Below are 21,476 nucleotides of genomic sequence, written 5' to 3' on the forward strand. Positions count from 1 at the left end.
ATGAGCGACCACGGCCCGGCCACCGACCTGCTCGCCGACGACCTGCTCGACCTGATCGCCGAGGAGGACCCGCTCGAAGCCAGCCTGGTCGGCATCCCCAGGCACGACCACGAGTTACGCGACCTCAGCGAGGCGGCGGACGACAGCTTCCGTGAGCGTGCGATCGCCATCGCCGCGCGTGCGGAGCTGGTGGAGCCGAGTGTGACCCGCAGCGTGGTGTTGCAGCAGGCCGCCGCCATGGTCGACAAGATCAACGCACGGCTGGTCGAGCACACCATGGCGGACTTCCTGTCCGCGCCGGCGATCCGGTTGGCCACGTACATCCCGCGCGTGGTGCCGACCAGTGCCGAGGCGGAAACGGCGTATCTGCAACGTCTTTCGGCGATTCCCGCGTATCTCGACCGCGCCGCGGAACGCAACCGCGCGGGGATCGCGGCCGAACGCACGCCTGTCGCCAGAATGGTCCGTACCGCGGTCGAGCACATCGACCGTTACCTGGATGGCGCCACGGACACCTTCGCCCAGGCGCCGATGTCGGGACGGCACGGCGCCGAACGGGACCGGCTGTTGGCCGACGCGGTCCGGCCGGCGTTCGTGCGCTACCGGGACGTGCTGGCCACGGACGTCGAATCGCGTGGCCGGTCCGACGAGCAGCCGGGTTTGTGCTGGTTGCCGGACGGCGACGCGGCCTATGACGCGCTTGTTCGTTACCACACGACGACGGCCCAGACGCCGGAGCAGCTGCACCGAACCGGGTTGGAGCTGATCGAGAACCTGGCGCTGGAGTACGCGGAGATCGGCGCGCGCGTGTTCGGGCTGGGCACGGCCGAGGAGGTGCAGGAGCGGCTACGGACCGATCCGGAACTGAAGTGGGGGAGCGCGGACGAGATCATCGCGCACGCCCGCGTCACCATCGAGCGTGCGGAAGCTGTTGCCCCGCAATGGTTCTCACGGTTGCCTGTCAAACGTTGCGTCGTCGTGGCGGTGCCGGACGCCGAGGCGCCGAACGCGGCGGGCGCGTACTATACGGCGCCCGCGCTGGATGGTTCGCGGGAAGGCACGTACTGGGCGAACACGTACAAGGCGACCCAGCGGGATCGCTACGGCGCCGAGTCCGTGGCGTTCCACGAGGCCGTGCCGGGGCACCACTTCCAGATCGCGCTGGCCCAGGAGATGACGAATCTGCATATGCTGCGCCGGGTCGCGTCGGTGACCGCGTACGCCGAAGGCTGGGGCCTATACGCCGAACGGCTCGCGGACGAGATGGGTCTGTTCTCCAGTGACCTCGCCCGGCTCGGGATGCTCGCCGAGGACTCGATGCGGGCCGCGCGGCTCGTCGTCGACACGGGTCTGCACGCGATGGGCTGGACCCGTCAACAGACCGTGGACTACTTGCGTGTCAACACGGTCATGACCGAGGTCGACATCCAGTCCGAGGCGGACAGGTACATCGAGGACCCGGGCCAAGCGTTGGCGTACATGGTGGGCCGGCTGGAGATCCTGCGGCTGCGGCGCCGCGCCGAACAGGACATGGGGAACGCCTTCGACATCAAGGGGTTCCACGATGTCGTGCTCGGCAACGGGCCGCTGCCGATGGCCGTGCTGGAGGAGGTCGTCACGGAGTGGGCGAGTTGAGTACGGACTTGCGGCGGCCGTACAGGAAGTAGACGACCATGCCGAGGACGAACCACACCGCGAACCGGATCCAGGTGATCGGCGCGAGGAACGTGATCAGCCAGATCGAGAACGCCACGCCGATCGCTGGCACGACTGGCATGCCCGGGGTGCGGAACGTCCGAGGCAGGTCTGGCCGCCGGTAGCGCAGCACGATCACGGCCACGCACACCACGACGAACGCCAGCAGGATGCCGATGTTCGTCAGCTCGGCCACGTCGATGATGGGCAGCAGCCCGGCGAGCACGGCCGAGATCACCCCGGCGATCCAGGTGACCCGGACCGGCACCTTGCGCACCGGATGGGTCTTGGCGAACCACCGCGGCAGCAGGCCGTCGCGGCTCATCGCGTACCAGACCCGCGTGACACCCAGCATGAACGTGAACATCACGGTCAGGATCCCGATCACCGCGCCGGCCGCGATGACCGTGCCAAGGCCGGTCAGGCCGACGGACGCGAACGCGGTGGAGAACCCGCTGGCCGGGTCGATCAGCGTGTAGTCCTGCATGCCGGTCAGCACCAGGCACGCCAGGACGTACAGCACCATCGAGATGGCCAGCGAGTACACGATGGCCTTGGGCATGTGCCGTTGCGCGTCCTTGGACTCCTCGGCCGCGGTGGACATGGCGTCGTAGCCGAACACGGCGAAGAACACCAACGCGGCCCCGCTCATCGCGCCGCTGAAACCGGCCGGGGCGAACGGCGTGAGGTTGCCTGTCCTGATGTAGAAGAACCCGACCACGATGACCACGAGCACGACGACGATCTTCAGCGCCACCACGGTCGTCTCGAACCGGGCGGCGGCGCGGATGCCCCGAGTGAGCAGGAACGCGATGAGCAGGCACAGGATGGCCGCGATCAGGTTGATCTTGTACGTGCCCGCGGCCACCCCCGGCGGCTCGGTGCCGGGCGCGCCGAGCATCCACGCCGGCAGGTGGACGCCGATCTGGTCGAGCAGGAACCCGAAGTACCCGGAGATGCCGATGGCGACCACGGCGACGATCGCGGTGTACTCCAACAGCAGGTCCCAGCCGATGAACCAGCCGACCACCTCGCCGAGCACGGCGTACCCGTACGTGTACGCCGACCCGGCCTTCGGGATCAGGCCGGCGAACTCCGCGTACGAGAACGCGGCCGCCGCGCTCGCGATCCCCGCGATCAGAAACGAGATCAGCACCGCCGGGCCGACCCCGGCGAGGGGGCTACCGAGTGAACACGATTTTCCCCGCGGTCTCGCCGTCCGCCATGGCCTGGAAGCCCGCCGGCGCCTGGTCCATCGGCACCTCGGTGCCGATCTTCGGCCGGAGGTTCGCCGACGCGCAGAACCGCAGCAGGTCGGCGAGTTCGTCCCGGGTGCCCATGGTCGAGCCGACCACCCGCAGCTGCAGGAAGAACAGCCGCTGCAGGTCGGCGTTGGCGTCCGGGCCGCTGGTCGACCCGGAGACCACGATGATCCCGCCCGGTTTCAGCGCCTTCATCGAGTGCGACCAGGTGGCCTTGCCGACCGTCTCGAACACCGCGTCCACCCGCTCGGGCAGCCGCGCGCCGGACTCGAACGTCTGGTGCGCCCCCAGATCCGCCGCGACCGCGCGTTTCTCCGCCGACCGGCCGGTCACCCACACCCGGTACCCGGCGGCCCGGCCGAGCTGGATCAACGCCGTCGACACCCCGCCCGAAGCGCCCTGCACCAGCATGGTCTGCCCAGGCCGCAACCCGGACTTGACGAACAGCATCCGGTACGCCGTCAGCCACGCCGTTCCCATGCACGCGCCCTCGGCGAACGACAACTCCGCGGGCTTCGGCAACGCGTTGCGCCTCGGCACGATCACCTTGTCCGCGAACGTGCCCTGGTGCAGTTCGGTCAGCAACGTCCGCTTCGGGTCGAGCGTCTCGTCCCCGCTCCAGTCCGGGTCACCGATCACCGAGTGCAGCACGACCTCGGTGCCGTCGTCGAGGACACCGGCGCCGTCACAGCCCAGGATCATCGGGAACCGCTCGGCCTTGATGCCCACGCCCCGCAACGTCCACAGGTCGTGCATGTTCAGGCTGGCGGCTTTGACGGTGACGGTCACCCACCCGTCCCGTGGCTCCGGATCCGGCCGCTCGCCCACTGTCAGCGCGGCTAGTGGGTCGTCGGGCTTGGGCTCGGCTGCGTACACGGCGAACATGTCAGCAACCTACCCATTGGCCGATTCCGCCGCCTGTGGGGTGGGCCACCGAAGATCTGCTTGCCGGGTCGAGCATCGGTGCAGCTAGGGTTCTGGGTGTGTCCTGGTTGTCCGAGTGGTGGAACGCCGTCGAGCTGTGGATCACGCAGCTGGCGTTCCCGGCCCAGTTCGCCGTGGTGATCGCGGTGCTGCTGCCGGTGTGCGCGGGCGGGGCGTGGCTGATCGACCGGGCCGTGGACTACGTCGGCGACAAGATCAACCGGGCCCGCGGGCCGTCGGTGGAGGACTGCGATTAGGGTCGTGATCCATGGGGTCGCGCCGGCGCATCACACTCGCCCTGATCGGACTGGTCGTCCTGGTCGTGGTCGGATGGCTGGTCGGGACGTCCGGCATGGCCACCAAGCCGCTGTCGGCCCTGCCGCCGGAGGCGAGGACGACCTGGCAGCTGATCCAGAAGGGCGGGCCGTTCAAGTCCAGTCAGGACGGCAAGGTGTTCGAGAACCGGGAGAAACTGCTGCCGGGCCAGCCGGCCAGCTACTACCACGAGTACACCGTGGCCACCCCCGGCGCCGACGACCGTGGCGCCCGCCGCCTGATCTACGGCCAGCAGCGCGAGCTGTACTACACCGATGACCATTACGCTTCGTTCGTGAAAGTCGACCCAGGGAAATGAAGCGATGCGGGCCGTAGTGGACGGGCGCGAGATCCGCGGCAAAGCCGCGATGCTCGACGCCCTGGCCACCGCGTTGGACTTCCCCGACTACTTCGGGCACAACTACGACGCCCTCAACGACCTGGTCAACGACCTGCCGCCGGGCGAGCACACGGTGGTCTGGCGTGCGCCGGACGTGCTGCGCCGGGCCGATCCGGACGCCTACGAGCAGATCGTGGACATCCTGACGCACGCCGACCGGCTCACGGTTGAGTTCGAGCGCTGACCCGGGCGCTGATCAGCTCGTACAGCAGGCTGCTCACCGGGGTCGGCGTGCCGGTCTCCTGCCCGAGACGTACGGCCGCGCCCGTCCACGCGGCCAACTCCGACTGCTTGCCGGCCAGGATGTCCCGTTGCAGTGATGTGGTCGCCGCCGCGGGCATGTCGTCCAGGAACGCCATCCGGGCCTGGATCACGTCGTCCGGCAGGTCGATCCCTTTCGCACGGGCCACTTGCAGGACCTCAGTCATGCTGTCCTCGATCAGCCGGCGCGTGCCCGGCCGCGACCGCACCACGCCGAACGGCGCGTCGGTGACCGTGCCCAGCGCGCCGATGGATGCCAGGGTGAGGAACTTCGTCCACAGCGCGCCCCAGATGTCCGTCGACACCACGGCTGCCAGGCCTGCTTCGGCGACGGCCGCGCGCAAGCGTTCCACCCGGTCGCTCGGCCGGCTGTCCCATTCGGCGAACGTGAGCTTCCCGCCGCCGATCTGGCGGATCCGGCCAGGCCCGTCGATGTACGCGATGACCTCGACCGCGCCGGGCAGCACCGCCCCCTCGCCGACGATGTCGGCCACCTGCCGCGGGGCGTCCACGCCGTTCTGCGTGGTCAGGACAGCTGTGTCCGGGCCGACCAGCGGCCGCAACGCGGCGATCGCGTGCCCCAACTGCCAGGTCTTGACGCCCAGCAGCACGTAGTCGACCTCGCCGATCTCCTTGGTGTCCTCGGTCGCCCGCACCGGCGACACCGTGAAGTCCCCTTCGACGCTCGTCACGGCCAGGCCGTCCTGCCTGAGCGCCGCGAGGTGCGCCCCGCGCGCCACAAAACTGACGTCGTGGCCCGCCCTGGCCAACCGACCGCCGAAATAGCCACCGACACCGCCGGTGCCGAGCACTGCGATTCTCATGATCACACGGTACTCAGCGAGATCGCGGCCCGAATCTGTCCGTGAAAGAGGGCACCACCATCGGTTGACGAGCCTTGTGGTGTGGGCCACCCAGCACCGGGTGGCCCGCACGGCATGATGGCCCTATGGCTGAACTGGTCCACATCGCCGTAGACCGTGGCGTCGCGGCGATCACGCTCGATTCGCCGCACAACCGCAACGCCCTGTCCCAGCAGTTGCGGGGCGAGCTGCGGCACCACCTCACCACCGCGATCGACGACGACCGGGTCCGGGTGATCGTGCTCGACCACACCGGCCCGGTCTTCTGTGCCGGCATGGACCTGAAGGAGGCCGGTGGGACCGCGTCCGGTGACCAGGGGGTGAATGAGTTCCCAGAGATCCTGGACCTGATCCGCACCAGCCCGAAACCGGTCGTCGCCAAGCTCGCCGGCCCGGCGCGCGCCGGCGGTGTCGGCATTGTCGCGGCGGCCGATATCGCCGTCGCCGCGGACACGGCCACGTTCGCGTTCACCGAGGTCCGGATCGGGGTCGTGCCCGCGGTGATCTCCGTGACCGTGTTGCCGCGGTTGGCGCCGCGCGCCGCCCATGAGCTGTTCCTGACCGGGGAGACGTTCGACGCGACCCGGGCGGTGGCCATCGGCCTGATCAATTCCGCGGTGCCGGCCGACCGGCTGGACGCGGAAGTGGTCCGCTATACCGACATGCTCAGCAAAGGCGGACCGGTCGCGCTGGCCGCGACCAAGGCGCTGCTGCGCGAACCGGTCAGTGATTTCGGCAGCATGCTGAAGCTGTCCGCGGAGTTCTTCGCCAGTGAGGAAGGCCAGGAGGGGATCGCGGCGTTCGCCCAGAAACGCAACCCGTCCTGGATTCCCTGACCGCTACGGGGTGGTGACGAGGAAGTCGTCGAACTGGACCTTGCCGCCCCAGCCGTCATTGGACGCGTCCATCACGTTGAGCCCGTTGAACGGCGCGCTGAGCCCGGTGGTGATTCCGGTGCAGCTTGTCGCCGCGCCATTCACCAGAACGTCGAAGGTGTGCGGCAAGGTGGTGGCGTGCACTTTCAGCGTCACCGTCGACCAGACGCCGGACGTGAGGTTCGTGCAGTCGGTCGAACCTGACGGCGATGTCTGCGCCACCAGGGTGTTCGAGCCGGGTGCGCGCTGCAACCGGACCCTGCGGGCGCCGATGGACGAACCGGCGCCGTTGAACGCGGTGACGAAGGCCGAGCCCGCGCTCGGTTTGATCGCGTAGCTTTCCAGGATTTCCGTGGCCGACGAGCTGAGCGACCGGGACGCGATCAGAAAGTCCCCGAGCGTGGTGCTTCCGCGTAATTCCAGAACCCGCCCATGATCCGATGTGTCCATCACCACCGCGGTGCTCGCACCCGCCTGGGAAATGCTCCATGGCGCACCGAGTGGGCCGGTCGGCGTGGTTTGGAAGTTCTCGCTGAACACCACGGTCGTCGCGTTCGCGTTGGGTGTCAGAACAGCGACGAAAAGGACGAAGACCGCGACAAGAATACGTAAGAATGCGGCTTTCATGACGATCTCCTGACGGTTATCGACAGAAACGCCTCATCCTATCGACGAATTGGGTCACCCGGTGCGCTCAAGGGATGCGCGCAAGGTGTCGTCATACCGTTGCAGGACGAGCTCGGCGACGCCGGGATCGGCGCCCAGCGGATCGGCCAGTAGGACGTCCGGGGCGGCGTCGTGGGCGGCGGTGTAGACCCGGTCGGGCAGCAGTCCGGGCGCCAGGAACCAGGAGGCGACCGCGATCCGCTCGGCGCCACGGGCCCGCAGCTTGGCGATGGCGGCGGGCACATCGGGCTGCACGGTCGCGGCGAAGGCGGCGATCGCGCCGGCCCAGCCGGTCTGGGCGCTCCAGCGTTGGGCCATCGCGGCGACGGAAGCGTTCGCTCGGTTGTCCGAGGAGCCGGCGCCGGCCAGCACGACACCGAGCGCCGGGTCGTCGAACCGGACCCCGGCCGCGGTGAGCCGGCGCAACGCCGCCGACTCCAGCCGGGGATCAGGGCCGAGCGCCTCGGCCACGGTCACCGAGAGCCGCGGTGACCGGCGGCCCGCCTCGTGGACGATGGCTGGAACGTCCACTTTGGCGTGATACGCCCGGCCGAGCAGCAACGGCACGACCACGACCTCGCCGCGCACGCCGGCGAGCACGTCGGTCAGCCGAGGCGCTGAGAGGTCCAAAAAGGACACCCGGGCGTCCAGGCCGGGCCGCAGCGCGCGGACCACGTCCACCAGCGCCGCGACCTGGGCGGCGGACCGGGGATCGCGGCTGCCGTGGGCGACCGCCACCAGGGGGATCACGTCAACGCTCCGGTCAGGCCACGGGCCCGCAGCACGGCCCGTTCGACCGGGCGGAACACCAGCAGTTCGATCCCGACCCCGACGAGCAGGATCAGGAAGATCGCGGCCATCACCATCGGCATGTCGTTGTACGACGACCCTTGGTTCAGGTACGCGCCGAGCCCCAGGCCCAGGTCCGGGCTGTGCGCGATCAGCTCGGCCGCCATCAGCGACCGCCACGAGAACGCCCAGCCCTGCTTGAGCCCGGCCAGATATCCGGGCAACGCGGCCGGCAACAGGATGTGCCGGGCCGAGGCGAGCCGGCCGGCGCCCAGGGTCTTGCCGACCCGGGGCAGGATCGGCGGGATCTGGTCGATCCCGGCGACCAGGCCGTTCGCGATCGACGGCACCGAACCCATCAGCACGACGAAGTAGATCGACCCGTCCTTCAGGCCGAACCACAGGATCGCGGCCGGCACCCACGCCACCGACGGCAGCGACTGCAGCCCGCTCAGCAGCGGCCCGATCGCCGCCCGCACCACCCGGACCTTGGCCACCAGCAGGCCGAGGGGAGTGGCGATCACCAGGCCGGCGAGGAAACCGAGCACCGCGCGGCTAATGGACGTCCACAGCACCTCGGCGATCTGTCCGGTTTGGACAAGGTCCTCGAACTTCGCCCACACCGCCAGCGGCGACGGCAGCTGGAACTCCGGCCAGATCGCCGCCGCCCACAACGCCTGCCAGACCGCTATGAGCACGACCAGCGCGCCCACCGGAGGCAGCGCCGCGCGGGCGAACCGCCGCCACCGCGGTCCGTCCGCACCGGTGGTGGGCGTGTCCAGGGCGTCCAGGCCGGCACCGACCTGGTCCTGGGCGTCCCGGTCCTGAACGTCAACGTCCGGCATGGGTGCTGATCACCTCACGCAGCCGGCCGGTGATCTCCTCGGTCAACTCCTCGGTGTCCGTGACGTCCTCAGTGGACCATTCCTGGACGACCCGGCCAGGCCGGGACGACAACAGCACCACCCGCTGCCCGAGCCGGACCGCCTCACGGACATCGTGCGTCACAAAGAGAACAGCGGTCGCCGTCCGTTCGTAGACGCGCAGCAGCTCACCCTGCAACACGTCCCGGGTGATCGCGTCCAACGCCGCGAACGGCTCGTCCATCAGCAGCAGCGCCGGCTCGTCCGTGCCCTTCACCCGCTGGGTCGCCGCGAGCGAGCGCGCCAACGCCACCCGCTGGCGCATGCCGCCGGACAGTTCATGCGGCCGCTTGTGCCCGGATCCGCTCAACCGCACCAGATCCAGCAGCTCGGCGACCTTCGACTGCCGGTCGGCGCGGCCGAACCCGGCCAGCCGCAGCGGAAGCTCGATGTTGCGGCCCGCGGTCAGCCACGGCATCAGCGCGGCCTCCTGGAACATCACCGCCGGCCGGGACGTGTTCAGCGTGATCGTGCCCGCCGTCGGCGCGTCCAACCCGGCGACCAGGTTGAGCAGCGTCGTCTTGCCGCAGCCGGACGCGCCGAGCAGGCAGACGAACTCGCCGGGCGCGACACTCAGGTTCACCCCGTCCAGCGCCGCCACCGCCCGCTGGCCCCGGCCGAAGACCTTGCCGACCCCGGTGAGCCGCACCGCGGTAGCCGACTGAACGTGCTCGGACGAACTGAGTGTCGCGGTCATGTCCCCTACTTCTCCAGGCCGGCGGCGTCCACCGCGGGCTTGCCCAGCGACTTCAATGCCTCGTTCAACGCGCTGAAGTCCGCGAACCCCTTCAGGTCCGCGACAGTCTTGACGATCTGCGCGGTCACCGAGTCCTTGGCCAGCTGGCCGAACGTCGACGCGATCGGGTCGGCGGTCTGCTCGATCGCGCTGAACGCCCGGTCGAGCACCGGCTGCGACAGCGAGCTGCCGGCCAGCTCCTTGAGCGCGTTGTTCACCACGGTCTTGGCGTCGGCCTCGTTGGCCTTCGCCCAGTCGATCGCCTTCAGGTGGCCCCGCAGGATCGCCTGCACGGTCTGCGGGTGCTGCTGCAGGAACTCGCTGCGCACGATGATCACCGTGGTCGGGAACCGGCCGTTCGGCCACAGGGTCTTCTCGTCCACGAGCACCTTCGCGCCCGCGTCCAGCACCAGCCGCGACGACCACGGCTCGGGCAGCCAGGCGCCGTCCACCTCGCCCTTCTTGAAGGCGTCCAGCGTCTTCGGGTTGTCCAGGTTGGTGATCTTGACACCCTGCAGCTTCTTGTCGGCGACGAACTTCTTCAGCGCCACGTCCTGCGTGTTGCCCAGCTGCGGGGTGGCGATGTTCTTGCCGGCCAACTGGTCCGGGGACGTGATGTCCGGCTTGGTCACCAGCTGCGCGCCACCGGACACCGCGCCGGAGATCAGCTGGATCGAGCCGGTCGACTTGGTGAACGCGTTGATCGCTGGCCCCGACCCGATGAACGCGATGTCCAATGACTTGCCGAGCAGCGCGTTGACCTCGTCCGGACCCGCGTTGAACGTCTGCGTGGTGAGCTTCGTCGAGCCGAGTTCCTTGGTGTAGAAGTCCTTCTTCACCCCGATGATCGCGGGTGTGTGCGTGACGTTCGGGAAGTACCCGATCCGGACCTCGGTCGCGTCGCCCTGCGCCGCGGCCGGCGCGGGCTTGTCGCCGCCGCCCGCGCGCGAGCACCCTGCTGCCAGGGACAAGGCCGCCATCGCGGCGGCGAGTAAGCGAAGCGTGCGTCTGGTGCTCACGGTCGAAGGTCCTCTCGGGGAGTTCAGGGTCCAGGGGAGACCGCGTCCCGTACCGGGAGCGGCGCGCCGACCAGGCCCGCGGCCAGTGTGGTCCCGTCGCCCGCGTCGATGACCAGGAACGCCCCGGTCCTGCGGCTGACGGTGTAGTCGTCGATTGGCAGCGGTTCGGCGGTACGCAGCCTAACCTGGCCGATCTCGTTCAATTGCAACGATTCGGGAAACTCCACACTGGACAGCTTTTGTTCGTCGAAACGCGAGATCAATTCCGTCACGAAGGCTGGGGTGGTTTTCGTGCCGTGCTTGAGAAGAATTCGCGAATTGGGCCGCAAATCCTTGTCCGCCAACCAACACAGCGTCGCACCGAACTCGTCGGTCACGGTCGGGGGAGCACTCGCGGTGGAAATCAAGTCCCCGCGCGAGATATCCAGATCGTGGGACAGGATCAACGTGACCGACTGGCCCGCGGTCGCCTCGGCCAGTTCGCCGTCCGGCGTGTCGATCCGTTCCACCAGACTGCGACCGCCCGAGGGCAGCACGACGATCTCGTCGCCGGGCCGGACCGTCCCGGCCGCCACCTGGCCGGCGTAACCGCGGTAGTCCGGGTGTTCCGGCGTGCGCGGGCGGATCACGTACTGGACGGGGAACCGGAACGGCACGTGGTGCGGGTCCGGTTCGACGGGCACGGTCTCCAGGTGGTCCAACAGGGTCGGCCCGGTGTACCAAGGTGTGTTCGCGGACCTTTCCACGACGTTGTCACCGACCAGGGCGGACACCGGGACCGTCACCACATCCGACTCGCTGTAGCCGAGCGCGGCCGCGTGGGCTGCGAACTCCTTGGCGATCAAGGCGAACACGGACTCGTTGTAGTCGACGAGGTCGATCTTGTTGACCGCCAGCACAAGCCGAGGCACGCCAAGCAGCGCCAAGACGGCCGCGTGTCGCCTTGTCTGCTCGATAACACCTTTACGCGCGTCCACCAGAAGGATCGCCAGCTGCGCGGTGGACGCGCCGGTGACGGTGTTCCTGGTGTACTGCACGTGACCGGGCGTGTCCGCGAGGACGAACGAACGCCGTGGTGTGGCGAAGTAGCGGTACGCGACGTCGATGGTGATGCCCTGCTCGCGTTCGGACCGCAGCCCGTCCACGAGCAGGGACAGGTCCGGGCCGGCGAGTCCGCGGTCGACGCTGGCCCGGTGCACCGCGTCGAGCTGGTCGGCCAGCACCGACTTGGTGTCGTACAGCAACCGTCCGACCAAAGTGGACTTTCCGTCGTCCACGCTGCCGGCGGTGGCGAGCCTCAGGAGATCGCTCATCGGCTTAGAAGTAACCTTCCCTCTTGCGATCTTCCATGGCCGCCTCGGACAGCCGGTCGTCGGCCCGGGTGGCGCCGCGCTCGGTCAGCCGGGACGCGGCCACCTCGGCGATCACCTGCTCGATGTCGGCCGCGGTCGACTCGACCGCGCCGGTGCACGAGCCGTCCCCGACCGTCCGGTACCGGACAGTCCGCGCCTGCAGCGTCTCGTCGGCGCGCGGGCCGCCCCACGGGCCTTCGGCCAGCCACATCCCGTCGCGCAGGTAGACCTCCCGTTGGTGCGCGTAGTAGATGGACGGCAACTCGATGTTCTCGCGCGCGATGTAGTTCCAGACGTCCAGTTCGGTCCAGTTCGAGAGCGGGAACACCCGCACATGTTCCCCCGGCCGGTGTCGCCCGTTGTACAGGTTCCACAGTTCGGGACGCTGCCTGCGCGGCTCCCACTGGCCGAACGCGTTGCGGAGGCTGAAGATCCGTTCCTTGGCGCGGGCGCGTTCCTCGTCCCGGCGGCCACCGCCGAACACCGCGTCGAACTTGTTCTCGGTGATGGTGTCCAGCAGCGGGACGGTCTGCAGCGGATTGCGGGTGCCGTCCGGGCGCTCGGCCAGTCGGCCGTCGTCGATCCACTCCTGGACGTGGGCGACTTCCAGGCGCAGGCCGTACTGGTCGACGACCTTGTCCCGGAACTCGATGACCTCGGTGAAGTTGTGCCCGGTGTCCACATGCAACAGTGGGAACGGCACCGGCGCCGGCCAGAACGCCTTGATCGCCAGGTGCAGCAGCAGGGTCGAGTCCTTGCCGCCGGAGAACAGGATCACCGGCCGGTCGAACTCGCCCGCCACCTCACGGAAGATGTGGATCGCCTCGGACTCCAGGGCGTCCAGGTTGTCTGTGCGCAGGGCCACAGTCATCGTCGTCCCCCTACCCGTGCAGTCCGCACTCGGTCTTGCCCTGACCGGCCCAACGGCCGCTGCGCGGGTCGGCGCCCGCCTCGACCTTCGCCGTGCACGGCGCGCACCCGATCGACAGGTATCCCTCGGCCACCAGCAGGTTCTCCAGGATGCCGTGCTCGTCGATGTACTGGCGGAACTCCTCGTCGGTCCACGGCGCGATCGGGTTGACCTTCACCAGGCCGTTGCGGTCGTCCCACTGCACGATCGGCGTGTTCGCCCTGGTCGGCGCGTCCACCCGGCGTACCCCGGTGACCCAGGCGGCGTAGTTCGCCAACGTCCGCCGCAACGGCACGACCTTGCGCATCGCGCAGCACCGGTCCGGCTCACGCTCGTAGAGGTTCGGTCCCTCGTCGGCGTCCTGTTCGGCGACAGTCTTGTCCGGCATGGCATTGATGATGTTGATGCCGGAGTAGGTCGCGCCGACCGCGTCCCGCAGGCCGATGGTCTCCGGGAAGTGGTACCCGGTTTCCAGGAACAGCACGTCGAAGTCCGGCTTCGCCTGGACTGCCAAGTCGATCAGCACGGCGTCCTGCATGTTGGACGCGAGAATCCAGTTGTCCCCGAACGTCTTCGCGGTCCATTCGAGCGCCTCGGCCGCGCCGGCGTCGGCCAGTTCGACCTCGGCGGCGGCTGCCAACTCCTTCAGTTCGTCCCGTGTCGCGGTCGTCACTTGCTCACCTGTCCCACCGAGATCCCCACGAACTTCACTGTGAACACCCGGCGGCAGTCGTTGCACAGCCAGGCGGCATGTGGCTCCTCCTGCGGGCGAAGATCCTCTTCGCCGCAATAGGGGCAGTAGAACGGTGTGGCCCTGTCACTCATTGCTGCCTCCGCTGAGACAAGCACGTCGGCAGGCACTCATTTGAGGTCATCCTCGTGAGCCCGCCCCACCCACTGCGCGAACCGTTCTCCCTCGGTCCGCTGCTTGACGTAGTTACGCACCACGCGTTCCACGTAGTCGGCCAGTTCGGTGGCGGTCACCTTGTGGCCACGCAGTTTCCGGCCGAACCCGGCGTCCAGCCCGAGGCCGCCGCCGAGGTGCACCTGGAAGCCTTCGACCTGGTTGCCGTCGCCGTCCGTGACGATCTGGCCCTTCAGCCCGATGTCCGCGGTCTGGATCCGGGCGCACGAGTTCGGGCACCCGTTGATGTGCACAGTCACCGGGTCCGCGATACCGGCCTGGACGTCCGCCAGTCGCGTCTCCAACGCGGCCACCAGGTCCGCCGCGCGGGCCTTCGTCTCGACGATCGCGAGCTTGCAGAACTCGATGCCGGTGCACGCCATCACGCCACGCCGCCACGGCGACGGGTCGACCTGCAGGCCCAGCTTGCCCAGTTCGGCCTTGAGGCCGGGCACGTCACCCTCGGGCACGTCCAGCACGAGCAGCTTCTGCTGCGGGGTGAACCGCACCCGCCGCGACCCCGCCCGCTCGGCCGCCTTCGCGACCTCCACCAGCACCGAGCCGGAGACCCGGCCGGCGATCGGCGCGGCGCCGACGTAGAACTTCCCGTCCTTCTGCGGGTACACGCCGATGTGGTCGACCGGCCGGTCGAGGACCTTCGGTGCCGGGCCGTCGACGAGCGCCCGGCCCAGGTACTTGGATTCGAGAATTTCCCTGAATTTCTCAGGCCCCCAGTCCGCGACCAGGAACTTGATCCGCGCCCGGTGCCGCAGCCGGCGGTACCCGTAGTCGCGGAAGACGCTGATCACCCCGGCCCACACGTCGGGCACCTCGTCGAGTGGGACCCAGGCGCCGAGTCGCTGCCCGATCATCGGGTTGGTGGACAGGCCGCCGCCGACCCACACGTCGAACCCTGGCCCGTGCTCGGGGTGCACGACGCCGACGAACGCGACGTCGTGGATCTCGTGGGCGACGTCCTGGATGCCCGAGATGGCCGTCTTGAACTTCCGCGGCAGGTTCGAGAACGCCTTGTCGCCGACGTACGTGTCCTTGATCCGGTCGATCGCCGGCGTGCCGTCGAGCACCTCGTTCTCGGCGATCCCGGCGACGGGGGAGCCCAGGATGACGCGCGGGCTGTCGCCGCACGCCTCCATCGTGGTCATCCCGGCGCCTTCGAGCTTGTCCCAGATGGCCGGCATGTCCTCGATGCGGATCCAGTGGTACTGGATGTTCTGCCGGTCGGTGATGTCCGCGGTGTCGCGCGCGTACGTCTGCGAGATCTCCCCGATGATGGCCAGCTGCTCGGTGGTGACCGCGCCGCCGTCGATCCGGATCCGCAGCATGAAGTACTCGTCGTCGAGCTCCTCGGGCTCAAGCGTGGCCGTGCGGCCACCGTCGATCCCTGGCTTGCGCTGGGTGTACAGGCCGAACCAGCGGAACCGGCCGCGCAGGTCAGCCGGGTCGATGGAGTCGAAGCCGCCCTTGGCGTAGATCGTCTCGATCCGGGCGCGGACGTTGAGCGGGTTGTCGTCCTTCTTGCTGCGCTCGTTCGGGTTGAGCGGTTCGCGGTAGCCGAGTGCCCACTGTCCCTCGCCCCGACGCTGCTTGGCTCGCTTGGGGGTGGTGGTTGGCGGTGCCATCCGATGGCGTCCTTCGGGATCTGGGCGGTCGCGTGCGCCATCCCCCGCGAACAGGGAAGAAACCGGCGAACCCGACGCCGGCGGAAGAAACAGTTGTCCGGCGTAGGACTCAGCGCCGGCACAAGTCGCTGTTGACGCGCAGGAAATCCACGTGGCGGCGGACCACCAGGAGGACCAACACGACAGCGGACATGTGCCCAGCGTGCCATGCGTCCAACAAGTGGTCTACCGGCATCCGCATGCTGGGACGAGTGTCACCGCACTTGACGAGCGGGCCGGGATGGGACACTTGTGCGGTGGCCTCCACACTTCCCCCAGGTGACCCCGCGCCCGCCGACGGTTCGCTGCCGGCCGAGGCGCTCGCCGGTCTGGGCCGGAGGCCGTTCGGCGTTTACGTGCACGTGCCGTTCTGCGCGACCCGCTGCGGATACTGCGACTTCAACACCTACACCGCCGGTGAGCTGGGCACATCCGCTTCGCCGGAGTCGTGGCTGGAGGGCCTGCGGCGGGAACTGGACCTGGCCGCCCGGGTGCTGGGGACCCCGCCGGTGGTGGACACCGTGTTCGTCGGCGGCGGGACACCGTCCCTGCTGGGCGCGTCCGGTCTCGCCGCAGTACTGGACGCCGTGCGCGGCTCGTTCGGGTTGTCGTCGGCCGCGGAGGTCACCACCGAGTCCAATCCGGAGTCCACATCGCCCGAGTTCTTCGCGGGCATCCTGCGCGCCGGCTACAACCGGGTGTCCCTGGGGGCACAGTCAGTGGCGCCGCATGTGCTCTCCGTACTGGACCGGACGCACACGCCAGGACGTCCGGTGGCCGCCGCCACCGAGGCCCGAGCGGCCGGTTTCGAGCACCTGAACCTCGACCTCATCTACGGCACCCCCGGTGAACAACCGGACGACCTGCAGGCCTCGCTGGACGCCGTGCTGGACGCGGGTGTCGACCACGTGTCCGCGTACGCGTTGATCGTGGAGGAGGGCACCGCGCTGGCTCGCCGGATCCGGCGCGGCGAACTGCCCCCGCCGGACGACGACGTGCTCGCCGAACGGTACGAACAGGTCGACTCCGTGCTCTCGACCAGCGGCTTCCGGTGGTACGAGGTGTCGAACTGGGCGGCTTCGGTGGCCGCGCGCTGCCGGCACAACCTGGGCTACTGGCGGGGCGACGACTGGTGGGGCGCCGGTCCCGGAGCACACAGCCACGTCGGCGGCGTGCGGTGGTGGAACGTGAAGCACCCGGCCAAGTACGCGGAAGTGCTGGCCGCCGGCCGATCTCCGGCCGCCGCCCGGGAGGTACTGTCCGAAGAGGACAGACGGGTCGAGCGGGTGCTGCTGGAACTCCGCCTGGCCGAAGGACTTCCGTTGGACGTGCTGGACGAGTCCGGCGTGGCCGAGGCGAAGGTCGCGGTGTCCGACGGCCTGCTGAGCCAGTGGGCGTTCGACGCCGGCCGCGCCGTGCTCACCGACGAAGGGCGTTTGCTGGCGGACGGGATCGTCCGGCGGCTGTTGCCCTGACGAGCCGGCGCTCACACCCGGCTGAGCACGCGGTCGAGCGTTGACGCGAGATCACCTTCGCCCTGCATCGACCGCCAGGCGATGACGAAGTCGGGCCGGACCAGGACCGCGCCCTCGGCCCCGATCCCGTACGTCTTGGTCACCTCGTCACCGACGAGATACGCGTCAAGTCCCAGGTCGGTGGCCCGGTCGACCCACTGTTGCGCACCTGTCAGGACCACGAACCCGCGGCCGAACAGCTCCACGACGGATTTCCCGTCGACCATGACGTGCGGCGCGCGCGAGCCGGGCCGGCCCGTGGGTTCCTCGGGGTTCTCCAACAGTTCCCGGTCGTCGTCGGGTTCGAGGATCACGGCGTCGCTGAGGCAGCGGTAGCCGAAGAACAGCTTGGACACCGGGTCGACCGGCGACGCCAACGTGTCGTCGGCGAGGTCGGGGCGCATCCGCTCGACGTACGCGGTGTACTGCTGCTCGGCGATGAAGTCCGACCAGGGCCGCTGCTCCGGGTCGTGGCTGTCCAGCAAGCCCGGTCCGGCCTCGCCACGGACCACCATCGCGAGCTTCCAGGCCAGGTGGAAGCCGTCCATGATGGCCGAGTTCCCGCCGAACCCGCCGGTCGGCGGCATCACCCGGGCCGCGTCGCCGACCAGGTGCACCCGGCCATCGCTGAACCGGTCGGCCACCGAGTGCTTGATGTCCGTGCTGGTCATGCCGTGCTGGACGACCTCGGCCGCCAGGTCGGGGATCCCGGTCGCGGTGCGGATCACCTTCAGCCAGTCGTGGTCGCCAAGGCCGACACTGACCGCGTACTGGCTGGGCTCGTCGGTGGTCACCAGCGACCCGCCGCCCCCGGGCAGCTCCGGGTTCTGGAGGTACACCAGGGCGTTCGGGGGGATGACGTCGCCAAGGTCGGCGCGGAAGACCACGCCGGTGCCCGTGCCGAGGACACCGCGGCCGTGGTGCCCGATGCCGAGCGCGGCCCGGATCGGGCTGCGGTGGCCGTCCGCCGCGACCATGTACGGGGCACGGATCTCGCTGGTCTCGCCGGTCGTGAGGTCGCGCAGCGTCGCCGTGACCCCGTCGTCGTCCTGCTGGAACTCGACCAGTTCGGTGGCGAACCGGATCTCGGCCCCCAGTTCGCGGGCCCGCTCGGCCAGGACCGGTTCGGCACGTTCCTGGCTGCAGCCCGCCCAGACCGCGGTGGACAGCGCGGACAGGTCCGGACCGAGCTGGTCCACCAGGATCTCCTTGAACACCGGGCCGGCGGCGCTGGCCGCGATCACGATCTTGAAGGTCTGGTCCGACGGTGACGCGGCCACCATCTTCTGGTCGACCCCGGCCAGCCGCAGCGCCTCCATGGTGTGCGGGAACTGGCCACGCGCCTTCGGGTAGATCGACGTGGACGGGTGCCGCTCCACCACGAGCGCCTGCACCCCGTGCAGCCCCAGGTACATCGCGGTGGACAGCCCGGACAGCCCCGCACCCACAACAAGAACTCGCATGATCCCTCTCCCTTGCGAACGAACACCGTTCGTGTGACGAATACAGTTCTACTAACGAACAGCGTTCGTGTCAAGTACAGTGTTCCCGTGGAGCTCCCCGAACCGCCATGGCGCTCGGCGCAACGCAAGCCCGCGCGCCAACCCCTCAGCCGTGACCTGATCGTGGACACGGCACTGAAACTGCTGGAAAAGGAAGGTCTGGACGCGCTCTCGATGCGCCGCGTGGCCCAGGCGCTCAACACCGGACCGGCGTCGCTCTACGCCCACGTCCGCAACCGTGAGGAACTGTGCGAGCTGATGTTCGACCGGATCCTCGGTGACATCGATCTGCCCAAGCCCGACCCGGCGCGCTGGCGCGGTCAGCTCAAGGACCTGTGCTTGGCGCAGGTCAAGGCCATGGTCGCGTATCCGGGGATCGCGCAGGTCGTGATGAACGCGATGATCCCGACCGGCCCCAACAGCCTGCGGCACGGCGAGGCGATGCTCGGGTTCCTGCGGGCCGGCGGCCTCTCCGAACGGCACGCCGCGTTCGCGTTCGACGCGCTCGGCCTGTACTGCAAGGCGTTCGCGGCCGAGGTCGGCATCTGGCAGTCCGCCGGCGTGGACCAGACGGACATCGCCGACCGGGTCCGGCAGATGGTGGACTACATGAAGTCGTTGCCGCCGGGGACGTTCCCGAACCTGCTCGCCATCGGCCCGCTGTTCTCCGGGGACACCGCGCGGGACCGCCTGGAGTTCGCGATCGACACGTTCATCGCCGGTCTAGTGGGCGGGGCGGATGGTGGGGGTGTTGCAGGGGTCCTGGATGCTGGCGCTCGGGAATGACCGGCGCAGCTCGACTTTGAGCTGCTCGCGGTCCACCCCGGGCGCTGGTGTCACCCGGACGTTCGCGGGATACGTGTCCGGGTCGAACATGCTCAACATCGACGGGTCGCCCGCGTACTTCGTGCGGTACCGCTCGTACCCTTGCGCGCGGGTCTCCCCGACGGCCTCGCCGACCTGAGGGTTCTTCTTCAGGTCGTCGGTGCCCTGGCGCATTTTCGCGTCGCTCGTGAAGCCGACGTCGACCTCCACGCACGGCGGCTCCACCGCGACCGACTCGCTACGCCAGGTGACCAGCACGACCGTCACGACGGCTGCGGCGACCACCACACCCAGCAGGGAGAAGATCAACAGCCGTCGGCTCACCCGACGACTGTCTCACAACCCCTTCGACCGGACGAAATTCACATGTACGACGTCACTTCGTGGGGATCATCAACGTAAGGATCTCCGCCTGGAGCAAGGAGATCACGCCGACGACGGCGGTCAACGCCAGCGACCACAGGAACGTCTGCCGCAGCAGCGTCGACTCCTCGCCGGTCTTGTCGATCGCGGTCGCGCCGATCGACAGGTTCTGCGGCGAGATCATCTTGCCCATCACGCCGCCGGACGTGTTGGTCGCGCCGGCCAGCACCGGGTTGATGCCGAGCTGCTGCGCGGAGATCACCTGCATCGGCCCGAACAGGCTGTTGGTGGACGCGTCCGAGCCGGTGAGGAACACGCCGAGCCAGCCGATGTACGCGGAGAACAACGGGAACAGCACGCCGGTCGTGGCGAACGCCAGGCCGAGGGTCTGGGTCGCGCCAGAGTAGTTCATCACGAACGCGATGCCGAGGATCATCATGATCGTCGCGAGCGCCCACCGCATCTGGACGATCGTCCGCACGTACACCCGGGCGAGTTTCCGGATGCCCGCGCCCATGGTGAGGCCGGCGAGCACCGCGGAGATCAACGCCATGCTGCCCGCCGAGTACAGCCAGTCGATCGTGAACGAGGCCCCGTACGGCGTGGGTTTCGCGGTGATCGGCGGGGACTGGATCACCTGGTTGTGCAGCCCCGGCCAGGTGAAGATGATGCTCGGCTTCTGCAGCAACGTCGTCAGATTGGCCCAGGACGGCAGTTTCGGCCAGATCGTGCCGATCCGGGACAGCAGGATGACGACGATGAGCACGATGTAGGGAGCGAATCCGTACAGCGCTCCGCGCGGCCGCGCGGTGGTGCCGACACCCTTGGCCATCTCCGGTACCTCGCCGTCGAAGCGCCACACCGCCTTGGGCTGCCACACGCGGGACAGCAGCCACAGAGCCAACATCGCGCCGAGGGCCGCCAGCACGTCCACCAGGCTCGCGCTGACGTAGTTGGAGACAAGGAACTGCACGACCGCGAAGGACAGCCCGGCGGTGAGCACGGCCGGCCACACCTCGGTCATCTTCTTCCAGCCGCACAGCACGACCACCAGAAAACCGGGGATGATCAACGAGATCAGTGGCAGCTGACGGCCGACCACGGCGGAGAACAACGCGGTCGCGTCGTCCGGCTTGAGGTTCAGGATCGGCCCGGTCAACCGGCCCAGGATGATGAGCGGGTTGCCCAGCCCGCCGAACGCGACCGGCGCCGTGTTCGCCAGCAACGCCAACACGACCGCTTTCACCGGCGGGAAACCCAGTGCCGCGAGCATCGCGCCGGTGATCGCGACCGGCGCGCCGCCACCGGCGATGCCTTCCAGCAGCGCGCCGAACGCGAACGCGATCAGCAACGCCTGCAGCCGCCGGTCCGGGCTGAACCCGGCCAGCACCGACTTGACCGTCTCGAACCGGCCGGTCGCGACCGTGACGTTGTGGAAGTACACGGCGTGGAACGCGATCCAGATCACGTTCCACACGCCGAACGCGATCCCCATCGCGGCCGAGTCGAACGCCAGCCCGAAAGGCATCCGGTACGCCGCGAGCGCCACGACCAACGCCACCACCAACGCGAGCGCCGCGGACAAGTGCGCCGAGCGGCGCAGCACGCCGAGCGTCACGAGCAGCACGATGACCGGTAACGCCGCGATGACCGCCGACAGCCACAACGGGCCGGCCGGCTGATAATCCTGAATCACTGC

General features: G+C 68.9%; 22 protein-coding genes and 1 pseudogene. 7 read left to right on the forward strand and 16 right to left on the reverse strand.

Annotated elements, in window-relative coordinates; translation table 11 throughout:
• Window positions 1-1,635 (forward strand): DUF885 domain-containing protein, encoded by a 1,635-nt coding sequence (locus EV192_RS44340; RefSeq protein WP_132124761.1) that lies wholly within the window; start codon window positions 1-3, stop codon window positions 1,633-1,635.
• On the opposite strand, the pseudogene EV192_RS44345 reads toward EV192_RS44340, so the two are convergent.
• Together EV192_RS44345 and EV192_RS44350 are read right to left on the reverse strand one after the other, a co-directional pair.
• Window positions 1,616-2,860: pseudogene (locus EV192_RS44345) on the reverse strand (amino acid permease); the annotation flags it as partial. The gene EV192_RS44340 and the pseudogene EV192_RS44345 sit on opposite strands and share 20 nt — an antisense overlap.
• A 16-nt stretch (window positions 2,861-2,876) precedes the next feature.
• Entirely contained in the window at window positions 2,877-3,842 is a 966-nt protein-coding gene (locus EV192_RS44350; protein WP_132124763.1) for a zinc-binding dehydrogenase, read from the reverse strand.
• Window positions 3,843-3,940: 98 nt separating this feature from the next.
• Here EV192_RS44350 and EV192_RS44355 point away from each other — a divergent pair, with 98 nt between their 5' ends.
• The 3 genes from EV192_RS44355 to EV192_RS44365 are packed head-to-tail and all read left to right on the forward strand — an operon-like array spanning window position 3,941 to window position 4,780.
• The gene (locus EV192_RS44355) at window positions 3,941-4,138 is read left to right on the forward strand and encodes a hypothetical protein (protein WP_132124764.1); all 198 of its coding nucleotides are present in this window, start codon (window positions 3,941-3,943) and stop codon (window positions 4,136-4,138) included.
• 11 nt (window positions 4,139-4,149) lie between these two features.
• Window positions 4,150-4,515 carry a guanyl-specific ribonuclease gene (locus EV192_RS44360; RefSeq protein WP_132124765.1) on the forward strand — a complete coding sequence of 122 codons (366 nt, stop codon included), beginning with the start codon at window positions 4,150-4,152 and terminating at the stop codon, window positions 4,513-4,515.
• Between the two features lie 4 nt (window positions 4,516-4,519).
• Window positions 4,520-4,780 carry a barstar family protein gene (locus EV192_RS44365; protein WP_132124766.1) on the forward strand — a complete coding sequence of 87 codons (261 nt, stop codon included), beginning with the start codon at window positions 4,520-4,522 and terminating at the stop codon, window positions 4,778-4,780.
• On the opposite strand, the gene EV192_RS44370 is transcribed toward EV192_RS44365, so the two are convergent.
• Window positions 4,758-5,681, reverse strand: a complete 924-nt coding sequence (locus EV192_RS44370; RefSeq protein ID WP_132124767.1) for a 2-dehydropantoate 2-reductase — start codon at window positions 5,679-5,681, stop codon at window positions 4,758-4,760. The genes EV192_RS44365 and EV192_RS44370 overlap by 23 nt on opposite strands.
• 125 nt (window positions 5,682-5,806) lie before the next feature.
• Between EV192_RS44370 and EV192_RS44375 the strand changes: the two genes are divergently transcribed.
• Window positions 5,807-6,556: an enoyl-CoA hydratase-related protein gene (locus EV192_RS44375; protein ID WP_132124768.1), complete on the forward strand. Its 750-nt coding sequence runs from the start codon at window positions 5,807-5,809 to the stop codon at window positions 6,554-6,556.
• Window positions 6,557-6,559: 3 nt separating this feature from the next.
• Here EV192_RS44375 and EV192_RS44380 read toward each other — a convergent pair whose 3' ends face one another.
• From EV192_RS44380 to EV192_RS44425, 10 genes are all read right to left on the reverse strand, one after another.
• Complete coding sequence (locus tag EV192_RS44380) at window positions 6,560-7,222, reverse strand: hypothetical protein (RefSeq protein WP_132124769.1); 663 nt, start codon at window positions 7,220-7,222, stop codon at window positions 6,560-6,562.
• Window positions 7,223-7,276: 54 nt separating this feature from the next.
• On the reverse strand, window positions 7,277-8,011 hold the full coding sequence (locus EV192_RS44385) for a sirohydrochlorin chelatase (protein ID WP_132124770.1): 735 nt from the start codon (window positions 8,009-8,011) through the stop codon (window positions 7,277-7,279).
• A complete protein-coding gene (locus EV192_RS44390; RefSeq protein ID WP_132124771.1) occupies window positions 8,008-8,895 on the reverse strand; it encodes an ABC transporter permease in 888 nt (295 codons plus the stop codon). Before EV192_RS44390 ends, EV192_RS44385 begins: the two co-directional genes overlap by 4 nt.
• Window positions 8,882-9,670: an ABC transporter ATP-binding protein gene (locus EV192_RS44395; protein ID WP_132124772.1), complete on the reverse strand. Its 789-nt coding sequence runs from the start codon at window positions 9,668-9,670 to the stop codon at window positions 8,882-8,884. The genes EV192_RS44390 and EV192_RS44395 overlap by 14 nt, the downstream gene beginning before the upstream one ends.
• Window positions 9,671-9,675: 5 nt before the next feature.
• Window positions 9,676-10,689: an ABC transporter substrate-binding protein gene (locus EV192_RS44400; RefSeq protein WP_132124886.1), complete on the reverse strand. Its 1,014-nt coding sequence runs from the start codon at window positions 10,687-10,689 to the stop codon at window positions 9,676-9,678.
• Between the two features lie 62 nt (window positions 10,690-10,751).
• Window positions 10,752-12,041, reverse strand: a complete 1,290-nt coding sequence (locus EV192_RS44405; protein ID WP_132124773.1) for a sulfate adenylyltransferase subunit 1 — start codon at window positions 12,039-12,041, stop codon at window positions 10,752-10,754.
• Between the two features lie 4 nt (window positions 12,042-12,045).
• Complete coding sequence (gene cysD, locus EV192_RS44410; protein WP_132124774.1) at window positions 12,046-12,951, reverse strand: sulfate adenylyltransferase subunit CysD; 906 nt, start codon at window positions 12,949-12,951, stop codon at window positions 12,046-12,048.
• 10 nt (window positions 12,952-12,961) lie between these two features.
• Window positions 12,962-13,663: a phosphoadenylyl-sulfate reductase gene (locus EV192_RS44415; RefSeq protein ID WP_132124775.1), complete on the reverse strand. Its 702-nt coding sequence runs from the start codon at window positions 13,661-13,663 to the stop codon at window positions 12,962-12,964.
• Window positions 13,660-13,815, reverse strand: coding sequence for an Insertion element protein (locus EV192_RS44420; RefSeq protein WP_132124776.1), 156 nt, complete (start codon window positions 13,813-13,815; stop codon window positions 13,660-13,662). The genes EV192_RS44415 and EV192_RS44420 overlap by 4 nt, the downstream gene beginning before the upstream one ends.
• A gap of 36 nt (window positions 13,816-13,851) precedes the next feature.
• On the reverse strand, window positions 13,852-15,534 hold the full coding sequence (locus EV192_RS44425) for a nitrite/sulfite reductase (RefSeq protein WP_132124777.1): 1,683 nt from the start codon (window positions 15,532-15,534) through the stop codon (window positions 13,852-13,854).
• Between the two features lie 296 nt (window positions 15,535-15,830).
• Between EV192_RS44425 and hemW the strand changes: the two genes are divergently transcribed.
• Window positions 15,831-17,048 carry a radical SAM family heme chaperone HemW gene (gene hemW / locus EV192_RS44430; RefSeq protein ID WP_243727461.1) on the forward strand — a complete coding sequence of 406 codons (1,218 nt, stop codon included), beginning with the start codon at window positions 15,831-15,833 and terminating at the stop codon, window positions 17,046-17,048.
• Between the two features lie 11 nt (window positions 17,049-17,059).
• Here the strand turns inward: hemW and EV192_RS44435 are convergent, their stop codons facing one another.
• On the reverse strand, window positions 17,060-18,550 hold the full coding sequence (locus EV192_RS44435) for an FAD-dependent monooxygenase (RefSeq protein ID WP_132124779.1): 1,491 nt from the start codon (window positions 18,548-18,550) through the stop codon (window positions 17,060-17,062).
• Window positions 18,551-18,637: 87 nt separating this feature from the next.
• On the opposite strand from EV192_RS44435, the gene EV192_RS44440 reads away from it, so the two are divergent.
• On the forward strand, window positions 18,638-19,375 hold the full coding sequence (locus tag EV192_RS44440) for a TetR/AcrR family transcriptional regulator (protein ID WP_243727462.1): 738 nt from the start codon (window positions 18,638-18,640) through the stop codon (window positions 19,373-19,375).
• On the opposite strand, the gene EV192_RS44445 is transcribed toward EV192_RS44440, so the two are convergent.
• Window positions 19,313-19,738: a permease-like cell division protein FtsX gene (locus tag EV192_RS44445; protein ID WP_132124780.1), complete on the reverse strand. Its 426-nt coding sequence runs from the start codon at window positions 19,736-19,738 to the stop codon at window positions 19,313-19,315. The two genes, EV192_RS44440 and EV192_RS44445, sit on opposite strands and share 63 nt — an antisense overlap.
• A gap of 52 nt (window positions 19,739-19,790) precedes the next feature.
• A complete protein-coding gene (locus EV192_RS44450) occupies window positions 19,791-21,473 on the reverse strand; it encodes an L-lactate permease (protein ID WP_243727463.1) in 1,683 nt (560 codons plus the stop codon).
• Window positions 21,474-21,476 lie beyond the last annotated feature (3 nt).

This window comes from Actinocrispum wychmicini, assembly GCF_004345645.1.
In the GTDB taxonomy this organism is placed as follows: domain Bacteria; phylum Actinomycetota; class Actinomycetes; order Mycobacteriales; family Pseudonocardiaceae; genus Kibdelosporangium; species Kibdelosporangium wychmicini.